This is a genomic window from Streptomyces chengmaiensis (genome assembly GCF_029846775.1).
GTDB lineage: Bacteria > Actinomycetota > Actinomycetes > Streptomycetales > Streptomycetaceae > Streptomyces > Streptomyces chengmaiensis.
The window spans coordinates 108,272-125,791 of sequence record NZ_JARWBG010000010.1; the positions used below are offsets into that span (position 1 = coordinate 108,272).

Sequence of the window (17,520 nt, forward strand, 5' to 3'; positions counted from 1 at the left end):
CCCCGATGACGCTGATCAACCCGCCCCTGCTCACCCACGGGGGCACCCACGAGGCCAGGGCCTTCCGCATGATGGTCCGCGACCTCGCCCGCGGCTCCCAGGGCGTGACCGAGGGCGACGACCTCAAGGTGCGGCAACTGTCCACGCCCGCGGCTGGCGTGCGCGTCGCGGACGGCTCGGCCGTTATCCGCGGAGCCGCCTGGGGCCAGGGCTCCTACACGCAGTACAACGTCGGCGACGCCGTCGTGCCCGTCGCGCCGACCGCCGCCAGCCCCCGATCCGACTTGGTCTGCCTGCGCGTGGAAGACCCCGAGTACGAGGGCACCCGCAACTCCGAGACCGACGAGATCGGCTACTTCCACATCGTCAGCAACGTCCCGGTCAGCACCACCATCCCGCCGGGCGGCATGACCGCGATCCCGCTCGCCCGCATCGACATCCCCGCCAACACCACGGTCATCACCGACTCAATGATCAAAGATGTGCGGCGCATCGCGAACCCACGCCGCGAACGGAAGCTGTACACCGCCTTCCCCGGGGCGATCAGCACCCTGACCTACTCCGACGACAAGTGGCACAACTGGCCGACCGCCGCACGCTGGAGCATCGCCGTGCCGCCCTGGGCGGCCAGCGTCAAACTGGTGACCACGATCGCCGGACTGCGGCTGTCCCGAGCCGACGTGTTCGCCACGATGCAGAACGTCTTCGGCACTGTGTTCGGCCAGGACACCGCCGTCGACGACGACCAGGGCACTGGCATCCGCCGCAACACCGTGGTGCTGGCCGACAGCATCAGCATCCCCGCCTCCATCCGCGGCACCACTCAGATCCTCTATCTGCAGACCTTCATGCACAAGATCGAGACAGGGGACCTGAGCGTCGACGGCGCCACCAGCCTCGTCGCGGACATCGAGTTCACCGAAGGCGTGATCTGACGCCGTGCCCACCTACCGCTACCGCACCTGGCACGCCCTGACCGGCGACCTGCTCGCCACAGACCTGCCGCTGTCCGACACGGAGTTCAGCCTGTTCCTCAACGCGGCCGGAGACTTCTCCGGCCGCCTCTCACCGCGCTTCGCCCACCTCCTGCCCTCCCAGGCCGACCCGGGCAACACCCTGCTGACCTGTGAGCGGGACAACGCCCTGCTGTGGGGCGGCCTCATCTGGCGCGCCGAGCCGGAAGGCTCGGTGTACCCGATCGAGGCAGCGGGCTGGGGCAGCTACTCGCACCGCCGCCACGACGTCCACGGCAACCTGAACGGGCGCGGCCCGTACGTCAACGCCGACCCGTGCCAGGTCATCCGCGACACCTGGGCATACGCCCAGTCCCAGCCCGACGGGAACCTCGGCGTCACCGTGGACCCGACCACCAGCCGGGCCAAGGCCGGCACCCCGGCCGAGCCGTACCGCACGGACTGGTGGGAGGCCCCGGTCCTCGGCTCCGTCATCGACGACATGACACAGATCGAGGGCGGCCCGGAATGGACCGAGGCCACCGACTGGGCCAGCGGCCGGCCCGTGGGGCGGATCCGGCTCGGCTGGCCCCGCCTGGGTACCCGCCGCACCGACATCGGCTTCGCCAGCGGCGTCAACGTGGCCGCCACCGTCCCGGTGACCTACGACGCCGACTCCTACGCCCAGGTCGTGATCGCCCTCGGTGCCGGCGAGGGCCGGGGCCGTCGCCGCGCCATCGACGCCATCCGCAACGGACGCCTCCGCCTGGAGCACGTCCTGGAGGTTCCCGCGGAGAAGGGCAACGACCGGCTCGCCTCCCGGGCCCGCACCGAACGCACTGCCCGCCAGGTCCTGGGCGAGATTACGGAGATCGAGGTGATCGACCACCCCTCGGCCCCGGTCGGATCCTGGCAGATCGGCGACGACGTCCGGGTCACCCTCCACGACCAGTGGACCGACTACGACGGCTGGTGCCGCGTCACCGGCTGGACCCTGCGCCCGCCGCAGGGCGACGACCCCGAGCGCATCACCCTCACCCTCGCCCGCGCCGACCGCTTCACCTACGGGAGCTGACTCACGTGGCCAACGACCTGACCCGGCTGGCTGCCCGCATCGCCGACCTCGAGCGCCGCTTCGCCCAGCAGACCCGAACCTCCCAACTCGCCTACTCCTCCATCGAGAACGGCGCGCTCGACGTGTACGACGAGACCGGCTCCCTGCGCGCCGTCATCGGCCAGCAGCCGGACGGCACCACCGCGGTCAACATCGTCAACGCCCCACCGCCACCCACCCCGAGCCAGCCCACCGTCACTCCGGTCCTCGGAGGCGTGTCGGCAACATGGGAAGGGGTCTTCACCGACGCACCCGCGCCGCCGCTGGACTTCGCCCGTATCGAGGTCCACGCCGCGACGCTCGACAACTTCATCCCCACGCCGGCCACCTTGCGCGGCACGTTCGAGTCGCCGCTCGGCAGCACCCTGACCATCCCCACCGACGAGGGGCTGTACGTCCGCCTGCTGGCCCGCAACACCTCCGGCACCGCCTCCGCCCCGTCCGCCCAGAGCGGGCCGGTCGGCCCGGCACAGGTCGTCGCCCAGGAGGTCCTCGACGGCATCGTCGACGAGACCGCGCTCGCCGACAATGCCGTCTCCCAGGCCAAGCTGCGGATCGGCGCGGTGGGCCACAACCAGCTGGCCATCGGCACCGGGAACCTCATGCCCGACCCCTCGTTCGAGGGCGCCTTCACCGAACAGCTCGTCTCCTCCTCCGCCGAGTGGCGGCTGACCGAGGGCAACGGCTCCCCTCGCGGCCTGCGGGTCGACGGCACCAGCAGTGAGCCGACATCCCGGAGCCTGCTGATCACCGAGCTGGCCGTCTCCCCAGGGGACCGGTTCTTCCTCGCCTTCGACTACCGCACCTCAGCCGACTGGGCCGGGGACTCCCTCCGCCTCTACCTGCGCTGGCAGGACGCGGCCGGCACGGTGCTCGACTACGGCACGGCGATCGCCACCCCCACCCCGGGCGCCGACTGGGCCACCGTCAGCCAGCAGGCCCAAGCCCCGGCCGGGACCGTGGCCGCCACCGTATGGCTGCAGAACTTCCAGGCCACCGTCGGCACCGCGGACTTCGACAACGCCCAGATCCGTACCGTCATCGGCGCGGGCATGGTGCTGGCCGAGTCCATCGGCGCCCTGGAACTGGCCGCGGAATCCGTGACCGGCGAGAAGATCGTGGCGAACACCATCACGGCCCGGGAGGTCATGGCGCTGTCCCTGACAGGCGACGAGATCGCCACCAACACCCTCACCGCCCGCCACATCGCCGCAGGCTCGCTCACGGCGTCTCGGCTCGCGATCGGCACCAACGGAAACCTGGTCGCCGACCCCTCGTACGAGAGCGGCATCATCGCCGCCGCCATCGAGGGGAAGCCCGAATACGCGGTCGAAGAGGGTGGCAACAACTCGGCGAAGTGCCTGCGCATCACCCCCGGCCCGAACACCTACCGGTGGCTGCAGCACGCCACCTCGCCCGTCCTACCAGGCGAGCGCTACTGGCTCGCCGCCGACTACAAGACCTCCGCCGACTTCGCCGGCGCCAAGGTGATGCTGTACGCCGGCTTCTACGACGAGGCGGGCACCCGAGTGAGCTCCGACGGCATCGCTCTCTCGACTCCCGTCACCGACGGCAGCTGGCAGCGCATATCCAAGATCGTCACCGTCCCCCCGAACATCACCAAGGTCAACGTCCGGGTCGGGATCGACGCCAACGGAAGCGAGACCACCACCGGCATCGCCTACTTCGACAACCTCGAATGCCGCGCCGTGCTCTCCACACCCGGCGGCGGGGTCCGCGCCGAACTATCCCCGCAGGGTCTGCGCCTGTACGACGAGGCCGGCGACGAAGCCGTCTCGTTGACCACCGGCACACCCAACTACCTGACGCTCACGAACAACGGCACCGCTGTCGCCACCATCGACCAGGACGGCAACACCGGTGTTGGGGACCTCTCCGTCGCGGGCAGGCTCACGATCGCCGGCGACCCGATCGAGACCTACCTGTCCGGCTTCGCCCGCGGCCTGGTCGCCATCGACTACCAGGCGACCTCCGTCACCGCGGGCACCACGGACTACGGCTTCGTCGAGTTGTCCTTCGACGCCGACACCAGCCGCATGTACCGCGTCGTCCTGGACTGCTACGCCGACCCGTCCGCGTCCGGCGGCGAGCTCGTCCTCGCTCTCAAGGACGGCGGAGCGAACACTCCGTCGATCTCCTCGCCGCAGATCCAGTCCGCGATCTACCCGATGCCCACGGCCGGCTACCGGCGCATCCACCTGGAGACCATCCGCTCCGGCGCGGCCTTCGGCGCCGGACTGCGCCGCCTGCTGGTCACCTTCCGCTGCCAGAACGGCCCCAGCGGCCAGACCGTGCGCCTGTTCGGCGGCACCAGCTACCCGGGCCTGATGTACATCGAGGACCTGGGCCCGCACATCCCGGGGACCGGCCAGTACAACACGGGCGGCGGAACGACGACTCCGCCGAAGAAGACCTACACCAAGACCTACGCGGCTTCCTGGTCCGGCTCGTACGCAAACCGCGGCTCGTACAACTCGTACTACGGCAGCAAGTGCCTGCAGGGCTACTACAGCTCCACCAACGGCATGCAGGCGAGCCTGATCGGCTTCCCTTCCGCACTCGCCACCGACCTGTCCGGCGCCACCATCCAGAAGGCCGAGGTGTACATCTACTTCGACCACTGGTACTACAACAGCGGAGGTAAGGCGATCATCAAGGCCCACAAGCACACGTCCCGCCCGTCGACGTTCAGCTCCGACAGCGAGGCGAAGACGATCAGCTGGGGCAAGAACGTCGGCAAGTGGGTCGACATCACCTCGGTCTTCGACTCGACGAGCTGGCGCGGCATCGCCCTGGACCCGAACAACTCCGACAAGACCTACTACGGCCGCGCCCAGGGCGTCGGTCAGAGCTACCCACCCAAGCTCCGGGTCACGTACACGAAGTGACCACCATCCATGCCGTCGATGGGTGCTGTGCCCGGACCCCTCTGGCCACCACGCGCCCTCTCCGATCTCGGCGCTAAAGCCTGCTCCGTCTTCCATCAACTGCCTGCCTCTGAGGCATCCTCCCCGCCGAGTTGAGCAAGCTGCTTCCGTAGCTTCTCGGCTTCGGCCTCGGCCTGACGGAGACGGCGTTGAAGCCCTGTACGAGACGGTGGTTTCGGTCGCTTCGGCTCTGGCTGCCGCGGAACGAGCCAGCCGATGCGCTGGTAGGCCACGATCCACCGGGCCCAAGTGCAGGTGCGGCAGAGGTTCTCAGGACTTGGGCACGGCCAGCCGTCCGCGAGCATTCGTCTCGTGTGCTCGCGCTCGCTCTCGGCCTGAGCGTCGGGATCCGATGCCCACAGCTCCTCGTACGCCGCCTTCATCCTCCGCAAGCTCATTTTGCTGGCCCGTTGGGGACCGTCAGCGGGTTTCCACTCAAGGTCCGGGGCCATCACCTCCGTGGCGTGGCCGCAGGAGAGCGTCACGGTCCAGAACGCCGAAGTGCGCGGCTCTTCGTGGCGGATAAGGGCCCACGCCTTCGCGTCCATCCAGTCGGGTGGTTCGACGGGATCGGCGGGGAAGGACACTTCCTTGCGCTCTCCCCACTCGACAATTTTCCGGTACGGCTCGGGTGGCGAGTCGTCGTGGAAGCAGAGCACTTGCCCGGCCGGAAGCCGTACTTTATGCACTAGATCGTGCCACTGTTGCTCGACTGGCAACTTTTCCTTGCCGTACGTCAGGACTTCCTCGACGCAGCCGCAGTCGAGTTGGACCCGCCAGCGGTAGAACTTCTCCGGGGTCGGCGCCAAGAACGGCCACAGTGCCCTCGGGATGTGGCTACGGCGCTCGGTGTTGAGATCCTGGTACTCCTGGAGAGCTTCCGCGTGGGGTCGCGCCCTTCCAGGAAGCCGTCGCAACACCGCTGCCGGTGCCGTGAGCCTGTCCCTCTGGGGCCGCGCTCCGTCACAGTCAGCTGAGTTCCCCATCGATCCGCCCCTCGTTCCACCCACGGGTGCGTCTGCCTACTGGAGACGATCCCAGCAACACAGCCATCGGAGGTCCGTTCGTCTCATACGTGGGACACAGCAACGCCCGATGCATTAGGCTCCGCCCGCTGGGCGACCCTCCGTCCTCCACGCTTCACCAGCACCAGACGGTGCAGCCCCCGAGGGACCGCCAGGTGGCGCCTGGCCGGACTCACAGCACGGAGGCGCGGGGGAGAAGGCGTCCCACCGTGGCACAGCCCCTGTCCGCAGACCAGTTCCTCGCCGTCCTGAAGAAGTCCGGCGTCCGCGTCGTCGAGCACGGCAGCTGGCGCACCCACAACCGCAACCACAAGGGCGCCTGGGGCCCGGTCCACGGCGTCATGATTCACCACACCGGTCCGTACTCCACCGAGGCCGGCATGGTGGAGATCTGCCGCACCGGGTACACCTCGCTCCCCGGTCCGCTGTGCCACGGGGTCATCGACCGCTCCGGCACCGTGCACCTCGTCGGCTACGGCCGCACCAACCACGCCGGGGGCGGCGACGACGACGTCCTGAGGGCCGTCATCGCCGAGGAGCCCCTGCCGCCGAACAACGAGGCCAACACCGACGGCAACGCGCGCTTCTATGGCTTCGAGTGCATCAACACCGGCAGCGGCCAGACGTGGCCGCCGGCCCAGCTGGAGGCCATGCACAAGGTCAGCGCCGCCCTGTGCCGGGCCCACGGCTGGACCGCGCCCTCGGTCATCGCCCACAAGGAGTGGCAGCCTGGCAAGCCTGACCCCGCCGGCATCGCGATGGACGAGTTCCGCGACGCCGTCGCCGACCTCCTCGACGGCAAGCCGACGATCCCGAAGCCCGCGGACGACAAGCCGACGTACGCCCCGTTCCCCGGCCCCGCCTACTTCCGCACCGGCCGACGCTCCGCCCTGATCACGGCAATGGGCAAGCGGCTCGTGGCCGAGGGATGCAGCAAGTACGCCAAGGGCCCCGGCCCGCGCTGGACCGACGCCGACCGCCGCTCGTACGCCGCGTGGCAGCGCAAACTCGGCTTCTCCGGCGACGACGCCGACGGCATCCCGGGCCCTACCAGCTGGGCCAAGCTCCGCGTCCCCAAGCCCTGACCCCCACGTCGAGAGGTTCCTCCACCCCATGGCCCCAACCAGCCGCACCCCCAAGCTCCTCGCCGACATCGGCGAGCGCACCGTCCTCACGTACATCGAGGCGTTCCTCGGCCTCCTCCTCGCGTCCGGCACGACCAACGTCGTCACCCTGTCGGCGCTCGAGTCAGCGGCCATCGCCGCGATCCCCGCGGGCCTCGCCGTACTCAAGGGTGCCGTCGGCTCGCTGTTCGGCCGCCCGGGGACGGCCTCGTGGCTCCCCGCCAAGACCGACCCCGCCTCCATCACCATCCGCTGATCACGGGAGCAGCCGCCATGCCCGACGGAGAGATCGCCCTGGAGCTCGCCGAACTCCGCCGCGCCCTCGAAGTCGGGCTGGCGCGCATCGACGGCCAACTCGCCCTCCTGGTCCAGCGCTCCGACCAGATCGACAAGGACGTCGAGGAGCTCGACGCCCGCGTCACGGCCCTCGAACGAACCCGCTGGCCGCTCCCCACCATCAGCGCCCTCACCGGCCTCGCCGCCCTGGGCGTCGCCCTCTGGTCGGCGGCAGGTCGCTGACGGCTCCGGATCACAGAGCAGCGCGGAGAAGAAGGAGAACGGATTGACCACGCCCGACCTGATCTGGGCCGCCCTGCTCGCGCTCGGCGCCGCCTATGAACTGCTCGCCCTCGCCGACGCCGAGGACGGCGACACGCTGTCCGAGCGCGTCCGCGCGTGGTTCCGCGTCCACACTCGCCCGGGCCGCGCGATCTTCGCGGTCGCTTGGACCGGCTTCGCCACGTGGTTCCTCGTCCACATCCTGGAGTGACGCGTCCTGAACGCGGCAGCGCCCCGGGCAGAGTGCGAGTCAGATCCCGGGGCGCTGTTCCACAAATGGAAAGAGGGAGCCAGAGTAGGCGGCTGCTCTCTGCGCCGCAAGTGCCTCCAGCGTTTCTGCGCCCGCAGTGCTGGCGGGACAGAGCGCTACGAGCGGAGGGACATGCCATGCTGCTCACGACTCTGTGCCGGGCTATACGGTCGGGATTCCCATTCTCCCGTGGCCAGGCAGCTCATGTGCCGATGGGGCCGACGAGCAGGTTCGTCTCCGTCGATGACCGTCAGCGACAAGGACATGGCCCCACGGCTGCGGGCCCAGGTCCCAACAGCGGCGACCAGGGCGTCACCGTCCGCGATTGACCTGCCGAGGGCGGTGAGTAACGACAGGGCGACCTCAATTAGACTTGATGCATCAAGTTGCGTTTATGAAGCATGGTGAAGGTGGCGACGTGGCAGCGAAGCGGTTCCCCTATCTCCTGGGGCACGGGGAGATCGCGTTCCTCTTCGGAGTTGAACGGCAGACCTCCCAGCTGTGGAAGACGCGCGGCGTTCTGGGCGAACCGGACGTCGTGATCTCCGGCAACCCGTACTGGCTGCTGCCCACGGTTCTCAGTCTCGCCGAGGACGGAGCCCGCGACGTCTCGCCGGAACGGCTCAAGGAGTACAAGGCCGGCATCGCCGGCGGCTACGAGGTCGGCGACGCGGCGGACCTGCCGGACGTCGTCGGGCTCAAGGAGATCCCCTGGATCTTCGGCAAGAAGTACATGGACGTCTACCAGTGGCGGGTGCGCGGCAGCTTCGTCACCGAGGATGCCTCGATCTCCGGATCGCCGCTGTGGCTGCTGGACACAGTCCTTCATAGCGCGGAGCAGCGAGGCAGGGCCGTCGTTCAGGAGGGCATCGACCGGATCAAGGCTGGCGAACGGGAGCAGATCAAGCCCCGCGGCCGCAAGCCTTCGTCCGAGCCCAAGCCAACCCCGCTGCCGCTGCCGGAGGCGCGGACGTTCCGGCCGGGGGAGCATTCCGCGGAGGACGTTGCCGCGTTCGCAGCGGAGCTGTTGAAGGGTGGCTTTGCACTGACCGTACGCCCGAAGCGATAGCCAGCACCGCTGCGGACAGACCGGGGCTGCCTGCTCAAGGCAGCCCCGGCATGCGCATCACTGCCCGGCGCGAACTTCCTTCCAGCGCTCGGCGATGGTCTCGCTCACCGTGTAGAAGAACTCAGACTTGTACTCGGGATTTTCGCCAGCCCCTTCCTCCCAGGTCATGGGCCAGTTCCTTCGCCGGTGTCGCTTGTGGACTACCCGGGTGAAGGCGGCCAGGGAACCGCGCAGTTGGTTCCTTTCGACGGCGAGCCTGTCCACTAGAAACGTGTAGCTCACCGGGTTTCCCGGCTGCTCGGCCAGGATATCCAGCAGGTCGACGACCGCCTGGACTGAAGACAACTGGGCCACAGTCAGTTCGCGCAGGTCTTCCACGCTCCACTCGACATAGGGGTACTTGCCGTCTTCCTCTACTCCCGCGTCGCCGTCGACGGGAGACTCCGACGGCGAAGGTGCCGTGCCCGAGAGTTGGGCCAGGTAGGCGTACACCTTCGTGACGTACTCGCGCGGCACCGGTACGGAGATGAACTCCTGTGCTTGCTGCGTCATGGATCCCCACCCCTTCATATGGCCGCCCTGTGGCGACGAGTGAGATGTTGGCACGCCCTGACTTGCTGCGTCTATCAGTTGTCTTGAAGTAAAGGGGCTTTTCTGGGAGACATAGGTAGACGTCTTCTAGATGTGTCGTGCGTTCCAGCATCGCTCCTTGTGTGGCCGGCGGCCGGTGTACCCCGATTGGTGATGGGTCAGCTCGCGCGGATCCCGGGCAATGCCTCTAAGGTGTGACTCTGACATGTGTTCAGACGGTACGCAGTCGTTGTGGGGGTGAAGTGTGTACCGACAAGTTGAACTCCCGCTGGGGATCGATGGGCGACAGTCCCCGCCGGATGAGAGCGCGCCAACGCTGGACGACCGGTTTGAGGATTTTCACGCCGAGCACCCCTGGGTGTACGAGGCGCTGGAGCGGCTCACGGCTCAGTGGGTCGAGGCGGGTGGCGGCCGGATCGGCGTCAAGGCGCTGTTCGAGCAGCTGCGCTGGCTCGCGCCGGATCTCGCTCATGGTGAGCCGTTCCAGCTGAACAACAACTTCACCTCGCGCTATGCGTGCCTGCTGTGTGCGCGTCATCCGGAATGGCGCGACGTGTTCGAGCTGCGCCGCCTGCGTGGCGGTGGCTCCGGCAGGCGACAGTCCACACTTGACGCCAGGCATCAAGTGAAATAGATTTATATCAGCTTCAATTGTTCTCAACATGTGTTGCGACAGTTGAACGTCGACAAAGGGGAACGAGGTTGCTTGGAGGGGATGTGGCCGATGCTCCGGTCACCTGGCTCGCGATCCGCGATGACCAGAAGGCGTTCGAGGACCAGCAGTTGCGCGCTCTTCGCGCGGCGTTCCCGGACCTGGTGGAAGCCAGTCCTGCGCAGCTGGGGATCTTCTTCCACTACTGCAAGGCGTCCGGGCTCGACCCGTTCGGCCGGCAGATCTACATGATCAAGCGCAAGTCCCGCGGCGAGATCCGCTGGACCATCCAGACCGGCATCGACGGCTACCGGCTCATCGCACGCCGGGCCGCCGACCGGGCCGGGCAGCCCATCGCGTACGAGGACTTCGTTTGGTACGACGCCGACGGCGGCGAACACACGGTGTGGTTGCGCGATGAACCCCCGGCCGCGTGCCGGGCCGTCCTGTGGCGCGGGGACTCCCGCTTCCCGGCCGTCGCGCACTGGCGCGAGTACGCGCCAAAGGTCTGGGACTACGAGTCCCAGGAGTACAAGCTCGGCGGGCTGTGGCCGCAGATGCCGGCCAGCCAGCTCAGCAAGGTCGCAGAAGCCCTCGCCCTACGCCGCGCCTGCCCGGCGGACTTGTCCGGGCTGCACGTGGACGAGGAAATGCACGCCGCGGATGCGGCCGAGTCCCGCGAGCGCGTCCAGGCCGCCGCGGCCCGGCTGCGCACCCCCGGCGAGAAACTGGAGACGCCAGGCACTTCGGAGTCTCCCGTGGTGGACGCCGAAGTCGTCGAACCGGCCAGCACGCAGGACAAGCAGGACCAGCGCAGCGGGCAGGTGGAGGAAGCAGAGACGGCCGCGCCTGTCGATCCGCAGGGCGCGGTGGAGGAGGCGCGCGGCACTGTACGCGACGTCGCGAAGCGGCTCGGCATCAGCTTCGACGTGGTCAACGAACGCTGCTTCGACGACTTCAGCGTCTCCTTCCAGGACGCCAGCCCCGAACAGCTCCAGGAACTCGCCGAGGCGCTCACCGCGGACACCGAATCGGCGAAGGCAGTGGAGGCTGACCCTCCGAGCGGACGCGGATCCGCGGGCTCCCGTACGCGCGCCCCCGCGAAGAACACCACCACGAAGAAGGCCGTAGCGAAGAAGACGACCGCCCGCACGCCGTCACCCACCAAGTCGACCCGCAGTACAGCGAAGTAGCCACCAGCCACCCCGCTGGGTGGCCAACCCACCAGAGTGCGAGAAGACCATGTCCGTCGATCCCGGAACGATCACCGTACCCGACCTATGGAAGGGCGCCCACCGCGACGACCGCGCCCGGCCCCGCGCCCGGCAACGCCTCCTCGGCCCGTCCTCGATCGGCCTGTGCAGACGCCGCGCCGCCTACGAAGTACACGGCACCTGGCCGACCGACCTCGACGACAACATGCACGCCGCGATCCTCGGCACCTGGCTGCACGAGGGAATCCTGCGTGTGCTGGCGGAGCAGTACGGTGCCCACACCGAACTGGAGCTCACCAACGGCGTCATCCTCGGGCACACCGACGCCTACTGGACCCCGAGCGGACAGGCCCCCGGCGTCGTCGAGGACGTCAAGACCAAGTCCACCCGCGCCCTGGACGTCGTCGTACGCCAGGGCCCCAGCCAGCACGAGTGGTTCCAAGTCCACTTGTACGCACACCTGTTGCGCACCGGCGGGCTCAGCGAACACCCTCACTTGCCGACCGGGAAGCCTCTGGAGGCCGACGTCGTACGACTGCGCTACGTCGGCCGCGAGTACGGCCAAGTCGTCGTCCACCAGCGCATGTACGACGAGGGCGTCACTCAGCAGGCCCTGGCCTGGGCCGAGGATGTCCTCGAGAGTGCTGAGCCGGAGGCCATGCCCCGCGACCTCGACGGACCCGGGCTGTCGGTCATTTGTGACAACTGCCCGTTCAAGACGGCCTGCTGGAACCTCGACCAGCTCGCCGACGACGGCCGCGCCCCGCAGACCATCCTCGCCGAGGACGAAGCTGGCATCACCGACGCGCTGCGCGCCTACGCGGACGCCGCGGAGATCGAGAGCGCCGCGAAGAAGCGCAAGGCCAAGGCACGCAAGATGCTCGACGCCGCGGACCCCGGTACGTACGGCGACTTCAAGCTCTCTTGGTCTGGCGGCAACCCCCGCCCGCCCGAGCCCGACCCCCAGGCGATGATCCGCATCCTTGAGGGCCTCAGCGTCGACATCCCAATGAAGTCCGGCGGCCGCACCTCGCGCACCATCGGCGTTACCCGCGTCCCTGACGCGACCTGACCCACCTCGCCCGCCACCGGGGCCCGCACCACGCCGGCCCCGGTGCTCGGCGATCCCGCACACCCAACCCTTGGAGGGGAAGCTCCTCATGTTCACACCCACGCTGCGCGAGCGCATCGCCGACGTGCTGTCCCAGGCGTACGGCGACCAGCCCGCCCTCACCGCATCTGATCCCGCCCCGCACCACCGCGCGGCGAACGCGGTTCTCACCGTCCTGCCGCAGTACGGACAGGACGCCGACCCGCAGCCGCGCGGCGCCTTCGCTCGCATCGAGGAGGCGAAGCATGCGCTCGCCTCGTACGAAGGCGACGACGTCCTCGGCCTGATGCTGCACCTGGTGGCGATCCTCGACGGACCGCCGCTGCCCGCAGACACCTTCGAGACGCCACCCCCGCTCACCGCGGACCGCATCCGGCAGCGACTCGTCGAGCGCCTGGTCGCCTGCTGGCCGCGCATGGCCTACGCCGACCACGCCGGCGACATCGCCGCCTCGCTCATGGACGTCATCATGCCGATCGTCACCCAGCTGCAGAACCAGGCATCCTCCTGGCGCAGCCAGGCAGACAGAGCGCTCACGCAGCGCGACCGGGCACGGTCCACCGCCACCACCCTGGAGCAGATCGTCGCCGAAGCGACGCGCCTTCTCCTGGCCGGCGAACCGGACCCGGCGCTCGCCGTCCTCCGGAGCGACGGGCAGCCGCTTGGGCCCTGCGCAGCCGCGTCCTGCATCGACGAGGAGTGATCCGTCGTGCCCAGCACCCATGCACCCCGGCCGCACAGCAGCGCCGCGCCGTTCTCACTCCTCGGCAGCGACCCCACCCGCCAGCCCCGCCACGTCTACGTCAGCACCACCGACACCGGCATCGTCGGCGTGGACTTCATGGCCGTCGAGCGCGTCGTCAACGGCGGACTCCCGACGCCCGAACTCAATGAAGCCGAGCAGGAGCTTGCCGCCCGGATCATGACCCGCGCCGGGCGCCCGGCGCGCGACATCGCCGAGCGCGTCGGCGTGGAGACCCGCACGGTCACCCGCTGGCGGGCGGCCTGGAGGAAGGAAGAAGCGTGAGTATCGAGGCGATGGCCTGGGCGTTCAAGCAGAAGATCCCCAATCCGGGCGCGAAGCTGGTGCTGCTCGCGCTGTGCGACTTCGCGGACGAGTCCTGGTCCTGCTTCCCCGGGCAGGAAACCCTCTCGACGAAGACCAGTCAGAGTCTGAGCACCGTGCGCCGGCATCTCAAGTGGCTTGAGCAGCAGGGCTATATGTCCCGCAGCCCTCGCTTCGTCGAAGGCCGCAGGACCAGCAACCGCTACGTCCTGCGCACCCCCCGGCCCGTTGGTCCGCCACCGCACCCGCAGGACCCCGGCGGCCCCGGGGACGCCGCCGAACAGGCCGACGACGAGGACGTCAACCAGGAGCCCGCGCCGGAAGACACTGGGGCGAAACAGGCGGTCAAAATGACCGCTGGTCACAATGACCTGAGGTCAAATTCCACGGGTGTACCGGTCAAAATGACGGGGGAACCGTCAGAGAACCACCAGAGAAACAACCCCCTACCCCCGGCGGAGGGTGACGGCCGCGGCGGGGCCGGCGGCACCGGGGAAGCCGGTGCCGAGAACGGCGGTGGTTCGAGCGGAGGCTGCACCGCTCACCCGAGCGCCCCTGCTGCCAACTGCCGCGGCTGCGGCACCAATCCGCGCAGCCGCCAAGCCGCCGCAGCAGCCCAGGAGAAGCAGGCGAAGGCCGCCCGTGCCCGCGACAGAGACCGCCGATGGTTCCAGGAGGACGGCGCGCGCCGCGCCCAAGTGCAGGCGCTGGAAGCTCAAGGAGTCCTCGAAGGCCCCCGCAAAGCCGCCCGGGAAGCGCTCCAGCGCGGCCGCCAGCGCGACGGGATCCCGCTCACCAGCCGTAAAGAATACTTGACGCAAAGTGATCAAGAATGATAAAATAGTATCAGATCCACTGGAAAACACCCCCACCTTCGGAGGTTCCGAGCAGTGTTCAGCTTTCTCGCCCCAGCTCAATGCGCCGCCCTGAGTGTCAGCCTCGCTGCCCGCGGCGTCGATGGCGTCCAGTTTGACCAGGCTCAGAAGCTGGCCAAGGGAATGGGCGAGCGGCTGGCCCGCGCCTACGGTGACGCCCTCGGTCGCCCCGTTGAGCCGCTCGACTTCGTGCGCGACGTCCTCGGCGTCGAGGCGTCCGGCCGGCTGCTGGTGTGCGCCCTGCGTGAGGTCGCCGGCCGCCCGGACCTCTACCGCGACGCCTTCTGACCTGCGCGTCCGTATCCACGCCTCCGACATGTGTGGAGGCAATTGCAAGTCTCCCCGGTGCGTGCCGGGTGAGACCACCAGAGTGCGAGGAACCCGATGAACATCGCCCACATTGCCGCCATAGTCGTCGCCGCCCGCGTCCTCGGTGCACCCACCGAGCGCCGGGAGACCGGCGGCCCCGCCGTCCGCGTACTGAGCCTGCACGGCCAGCAAAAGGGCCAGATCTGCGACTTCACCCTCGACGACGGCCACCGCCGGTGGCGACTGGAGTCGGTCACCGACAACCACGGCGTCGACATGGTGGGCCGCACCCTCGGCAAGCGCCTCTCCGCGCGCCTCGACGCCCTGCACGCCCAGGCCACCGAGCACTTCACCCCGCGCCCGACCACCGAATAGCCCAGCGCCCACAAAGGGAGAGAGAAGTGGACCAGCCCACACGCGAACAGCTCCTGTACGCGGAGGCCGCCAAGCACGGCGTCAGCCCCGACCAGATCCACCGCGCCATCGACATCATCGCCGCCGTACAACGCCGCGACCGCGAGGACTTCCGGACCAAGTTCGGCGGGGAGCTGACCCCCGACCGGTGGCTCGCCGCCTACGGCGTCTCCGGCTTCAGGGAGCTGTGCACCCGCGCGGCCCACCGCGCCGGGCTCCCCGACGGCGACGTGATCATGCGCATCGTCTCCGCCATCGCCCCCTCACCCGAGACCCACGAGGACGACCGGCCCGTCGAGTTCTGGGCTCGCCCCCTCACCGACCCCGCCGAGGCCGCGTTCCCCGCCTACCGCGTGACGTACGAGGACCCGCCGGCGGACGACAGTACCGGCTTTGACTGGTCCGGGATGCTGCTGCGCCGCACCCTGCGCCAGGTCACCGAACACGGCCAGGGCGCGGCGGGCCTCGAGGAAGCCACCGGCGTCGTCGTCTTCACCGACGGCGACCTGCACGGCGCGTACATCGCCCGGCCCGCGCCGGGACGAGTCCAGCCCGTCTGTGTCCGCTGCGGCCAGTGGGAGCAGGAGCACACGTTGCACGAACGCTTCGGCTCCTGCCCGCAGTTCGTCACCACCGTCGCTCAGCTCACCGCGGCCACCGCGCCGTAACACGAGAGCCCCCGCTCGGGGCCGCGCCGGTGCGAGCGGTGCCCGGCCCCGAGCGGGCCCATCCCCGATCCCTTGTCGTACGAGAAGGAGTCCAGCCATGCCCCAAGCGCCCTGGCGCGTGGGCGGCGCCCAGCGGAAAGGCCGCCGCGAAGTCCAGGCCGACGCGTTCAACGTCGGCGGTGACCTGGCCACCGGCCGTATCGCGGTGGCCGTCACCGACGGCATCGGTGACACCGCCGAGGCCGCCGATGCGGCCCGGCTGGGCGCCGAGGAGGCGGCCGCCGTCGCCCTCAGCGCGACGCCCGAAGTCGGCTGCATGACGGCCCGTGAACGCCTCGCCGCCAGCGGCATCACCGCGGACGCGTCCATCGTCACCGCGCTCTTCGACCCCGCCCTCAGCTGTGTCCAGATCACCTGGGCCGGACTGTGCCGCGCTTACGTCCTCACCACCGACGGACAGCTGCGGCGCGCCACGTGCGACCACTCCCTCGGCGAGCACATCCGCCGCCACACCTCACAGCGCGGACCGCTGCCGGCGTACGACCGCAAGGTCACTCGCACCATCGCCCGCCACGAGTTCGTGACCACGTCCCTGCCCGTGCGCGGCATCACAAGCGTCCTGCTCAGCACGGACGGCATCGCTCGGTGCCTGGACGACAGCGCGATCCGCTGCGCCCTCGAGGAGAGCGACCCGCAGAAGGCCGCCGACTTCCTCGCCGACGCCGCCGACCTCGGCGGTTCGGACAACGCGACCGCTGTCGTCCTGCGCCGCGCCGGCTAACCCCACCACCACACATGACGAGGAGCCAATCCCATGGAAGACCAGCCATTTCGACTGACCCAGCTCCCGCTCGACGACCTCGCCGCGGCCTTCGTCCAGGCAGGCGAGACGCTCTTCCTCGCGATCCACGACGACATCTCCGCCCGCGTGCGTCTGGCCCACCCCGAAGCCGAGTACCTGGAGGTCAGCGTCGACGCCGACGGTGACGTCGAGCTGCATGGCATCTGGAGCGCCCAGGAATCCGGGCTCGGCAGCTGCCGCCTCCTGTACGACCCCCACGGCGACGCGGAGGAGGACTGGCGGGACGGCCCGCTGGACGTCGACGAACTCATCAGCGATCTCGGCCGTGTTCTGAGCAGCTCCTTCCTCTACCACTGGGGCGTGGTCGAGCCGCACCCCGTCCACGAGTACCGCGACCGCCGCTGGATCAGCCTCCCGCCGGCCGACCGCGCCGCCGCCGTCGCCGACATCGTGCGCCGCCACGTCCCCGACGCCGTCTCCCTGATCTGCCGCTTCGAAGCACGCGACCGGGGCATCGCCGTCGGCTTCGAGAAGATCACGCTCAGCAGCGGCGAAACGGTCCCCATTCCGTGCCCCCGCTGCTCCCCGGACACAGAGGACAGCCCGTGGCCGCACGACGTCTCCCACGAGCTCGCCCACCCTCTCGGCCAGCTCTACGCCCTGCCGCACCTGCGCAGCCGTCACCTCACCCCGTGCATGGACCTCGCCTCCGAGCACGAGGGCCAGATGTGGCAGCTCGTCTTCCCGTACCCGTCCTGACCCGCACAAGGAGCTTCC

The 17,520-nt window shown here is 69.2% G+C and carries 21 protein-coding genes; 19 read left to right on the forward strand and 2 right to left on the reverse strand.

Features of this window, described 5'->3' with window-relative positions:
• The first annotated feature begins 5 nt into the window (after window positions 1-5).
• From QCN29_RS11460 to QCN29_RS11470, 3 genes are read left to right on the forward strand one after another with little or no spacing between them, the layout of a single operon-like run.
• Window positions 6-935, forward strand: coding sequence for a hypothetical protein (locus tag QCN29_RS11460; RefSeq protein ID WP_279927744.1), 930 nt, complete (start codon window positions 6-8; stop codon window positions 933-935).
• A 4-nt stretch (window positions 936-939) separates the two neighbouring features.
• A complete protein-coding gene (locus QCN29_RS11465) occupies window positions 940-2,028 on the forward strand; it encodes an MBT domain-containing protein (protein WP_279927745.1) in 1,089 nt (362 codons plus the stop codon).
• 5 nt (window positions 2,029-2,033) lie between these two features.
• Window positions 2,034-4,976: a hypothetical protein gene (locus QCN29_RS11470; protein WP_279927747.1), complete on the forward strand. Its 2,943-nt coding sequence runs from the start codon at window positions 2,034-2,036 to the stop codon at window positions 4,974-4,976.
• Between the two features lie 95 nt (window positions 4,977-5,071).
• Here the strand turns inward: QCN29_RS11470 and QCN29_RS11475 are convergent, their stop codons facing one another.
• A complete protein-coding gene (locus QCN29_RS11475) occupies window positions 5,072-5,824 on the reverse strand; it encodes a hypothetical protein (RefSeq protein ID WP_279927748.1) in 753 nt (250 codons plus the stop codon).
• A gap of 425 nt (window positions 5,825-6,249) precedes the next feature.
• Between QCN29_RS11475 and QCN29_RS11480 the strand changes: the two genes are divergently transcribed.
• From QCN29_RS11480 to QCN29_RS11500, 5 genes are all read left to right on the forward strand, one after another.
• Complete coding sequence (locus tag QCN29_RS11480; RefSeq protein ID WP_279927749.1) at window positions 6,250-7,125, forward strand: peptidoglycan-binding protein; 876 nt, start codon at window positions 6,250-6,252, stop codon at window positions 7,123-7,125.
• Between the two features lie 28 nt (window positions 7,126-7,153).
• Window positions 7,154-7,420, forward strand: a complete 267-nt coding sequence (locus QCN29_RS11485) for a hypothetical protein (RefSeq protein WP_279927750.1) — start codon at window positions 7,154-7,156, stop codon at window positions 7,418-7,420.
• A gap of 17 nt (window positions 7,421-7,437) precedes the next feature.
• Window positions 7,438-7,683 (forward strand): hypothetical protein, encoded by a 246-nt coding sequence (locus QCN29_RS11490; RefSeq protein WP_279927751.1) that lies wholly within the window; start codon window positions 7,438-7,440, stop codon window positions 7,681-7,683.
• Between the two features lie 43 nt (window positions 7,684-7,726).
• Window positions 7,727-7,933: a hypothetical protein gene (locus QCN29_RS11495; protein ID WP_279927752.1), complete on the forward strand. Its 207-nt coding sequence runs from the start codon at window positions 7,727-7,729 to the stop codon at window positions 7,931-7,933.
• Window positions 7,934-8,390: 457 nt separating this feature from the next.
• A complete protein-coding gene (locus QCN29_RS11500) occupies window positions 8,391-9,041 on the forward strand; it encodes a hypothetical protein (protein ID WP_279927753.1) in 651 nt (216 codons plus the stop codon).
• A gap of 57 nt (window positions 9,042-9,098) precedes the next feature.
• Here QCN29_RS11500 and QCN29_RS11505 read toward each other — a convergent pair whose 3' ends face one another.
• Window positions 9,099-9,593 carry a hypothetical protein gene (locus QCN29_RS11505; protein ID WP_279927754.1) on the reverse strand — a complete coding sequence of 165 codons (495 nt, stop codon included), beginning with the start codon at window positions 9,591-9,593 and terminating at the stop codon, window positions 9,099-9,101.
• A 397-nt stretch (window positions 9,594-9,990) separates the two neighbouring features.
• Between QCN29_RS11505 and QCN29_RS11510 the strand changes: the two genes are divergently transcribed.
• The 11 genes from QCN29_RS11510 (at window position 9,991) to QCN29_RS11560 (ending at window position 17,502) form a co-directional block, all read left to right on the forward strand.
• A complete protein-coding gene (locus QCN29_RS11510) occupies window positions 9,991-10,266 on the forward strand; it encodes a hypothetical protein (RefSeq protein WP_279927756.1) in 276 nt (91 codons plus the stop codon).
• Between the two features lie 83 nt (window positions 10,267-10,349).
• Window positions 10,350-11,477, forward strand: coding sequence for a recombinase RecT (locus tag QCN29_RS11515; protein ID WP_279927757.1), 1,128 nt, complete (start codon window positions 10,350-10,352; stop codon window positions 11,475-11,477).
• A gap of 49 nt (window positions 11,478-11,526) precedes the next feature.
• Window positions 11,527-12,570 carry a PD-(D/E)XK nuclease family protein gene (locus tag QCN29_RS11520; protein ID WP_279927758.1) on the forward strand — a complete coding sequence of 348 codons (1,044 nt, stop codon included), beginning with the start codon at window positions 11,527-11,529 and terminating at the stop codon, window positions 12,568-12,570.
• 88 nt (window positions 12,571-12,658) lie between these two features.
• The gene (locus QCN29_RS11525; protein WP_279927759.1) at window positions 12,659-13,312 is read left to right on the forward strand and encodes a hypothetical protein; all 654 of its coding nucleotides are present in this window, start codon (window positions 12,659-12,661) and stop codon (window positions 13,310-13,312) included.
• 6 nt (window positions 13,313-13,318) lie between these two features.
• Entirely contained in the window at window positions 13,319-13,636 is a 318-nt protein-coding gene (locus tag QCN29_RS11530) for a helix-turn-helix domain-containing protein (RefSeq protein ID WP_279927760.1), read from the forward strand.
• Window positions 13,633-14,511 carry a helix-turn-helix domain-containing protein gene (locus QCN29_RS11535; protein WP_279927761.1) on the forward strand — a complete coding sequence of 293 codons (879 nt, stop codon included), beginning with the start codon at window positions 13,633-13,635 and terminating at the stop codon, window positions 14,509-14,511. The genes QCN29_RS11530 and QCN29_RS11535 overlap by 4 nt, the downstream gene beginning before the upstream one ends.
• A 54-nt stretch (window positions 14,512-14,565) precedes the next feature.
• Window positions 14,566-14,838: a hypothetical protein gene (locus QCN29_RS11540; protein ID WP_279927762.1), complete on the forward strand. Its 273-nt coding sequence runs from the start codon at window positions 14,566-14,568 to the stop codon at window positions 14,836-14,838.
• Window positions 14,839-14,934: 96 nt separating this feature from the next.
• A complete protein-coding gene (locus QCN29_RS11545) occupies window positions 14,935-15,234 on the forward strand; it encodes a hypothetical protein (protein WP_279927763.1) in 300 nt (99 codons plus the stop codon).
• 26 nt (window positions 15,235-15,260) lie between these two features.
• Entirely contained in the window at window positions 15,261-15,941 is a 681-nt protein-coding gene (locus QCN29_RS11550; protein ID WP_279927764.1) for a hypothetical protein, read from the forward strand.
• Between the two features lie 97 nt (window positions 15,942-16,038).
• On the forward strand, window positions 16,039-16,722 hold the full coding sequence (locus QCN29_RS11555) for a hypothetical protein (protein ID WP_279927765.1): 684 nt from the start codon (window positions 16,039-16,041) through the stop codon (window positions 16,720-16,722).
• 33 nt (window positions 16,723-16,755) lie between these two features.
• The gene (locus QCN29_RS11560) at window positions 16,756-17,502 is read left to right on the forward strand and encodes a hypothetical protein (protein WP_279927766.1); all 747 of its coding nucleotides are present in this window, start codon (window positions 16,756-16,758) and stop codon (window positions 17,500-17,502) included.
• Window positions 17,503-17,520: the final 18 nt, after the last annotated feature.

Coding starts and splice junctions, on each gene's coding strand:
- QCN29_RS11460 (WP_279927744.1), top strand. CDS start 6: ATGACGCTGATCAACCCGCCCCTGCTCACCCACGGGGGCACCCACGAG.
- QCN29_RS11485 (WP_279927750.1), top strand. CDS start 7,154: ATGGCCCCAACCAGCCGCACCCCCAAGCTCCTCGCCGACATCGGCGAG.
- QCN29_RS11490 (WP_279927751.1), top strand. CDS start 7,438: ATGCCCGACGGAGAGATCGCCCTGGAGCTCGCCGAACTCCGCCGCGCC.
- QCN29_RS11505 (WP_279927754.1), bottom strand. CDS start 9,593: ATGACGCAGCAAGCACAGGAGTTCATCTCCGTACCGGTGCCGCGCGAG.
- QCN29_RS11520 (WP_279927758.1), top strand. CDS start 11,527: ATGTCCGTCGATCCCGGAACGATCACCGTACCCGACCTATGGAAGGGC.
- QCN29_RS11525 (WP_279927759.1), top strand. CDS start 12,659: ATGTTCACACCCACGCTGCGCGAGCGCATCGCCGACGTGCTGTCCCAG.
- QCN29_RS11545 (WP_279927763.1), top strand. CDS start 14,935: ATGAACATCGCCCACATTGCCGCCATAGTCGTCGCCGCCCGCGTCCTC.
- QCN29_RS11555 (WP_279927765.1), top strand. CDS start 16,039: ATGCCCCAAGCGCCCTGGCGCGTGGGCGGCGCCCAGCGGAAAGGCCGC.
- QCN29_RS11560 (WP_279927766.1), top strand. CDS start 16,756: ATGGAAGACCAGCCATTTCGACTGACCCAGCTCCCGCTCGACGACCTC.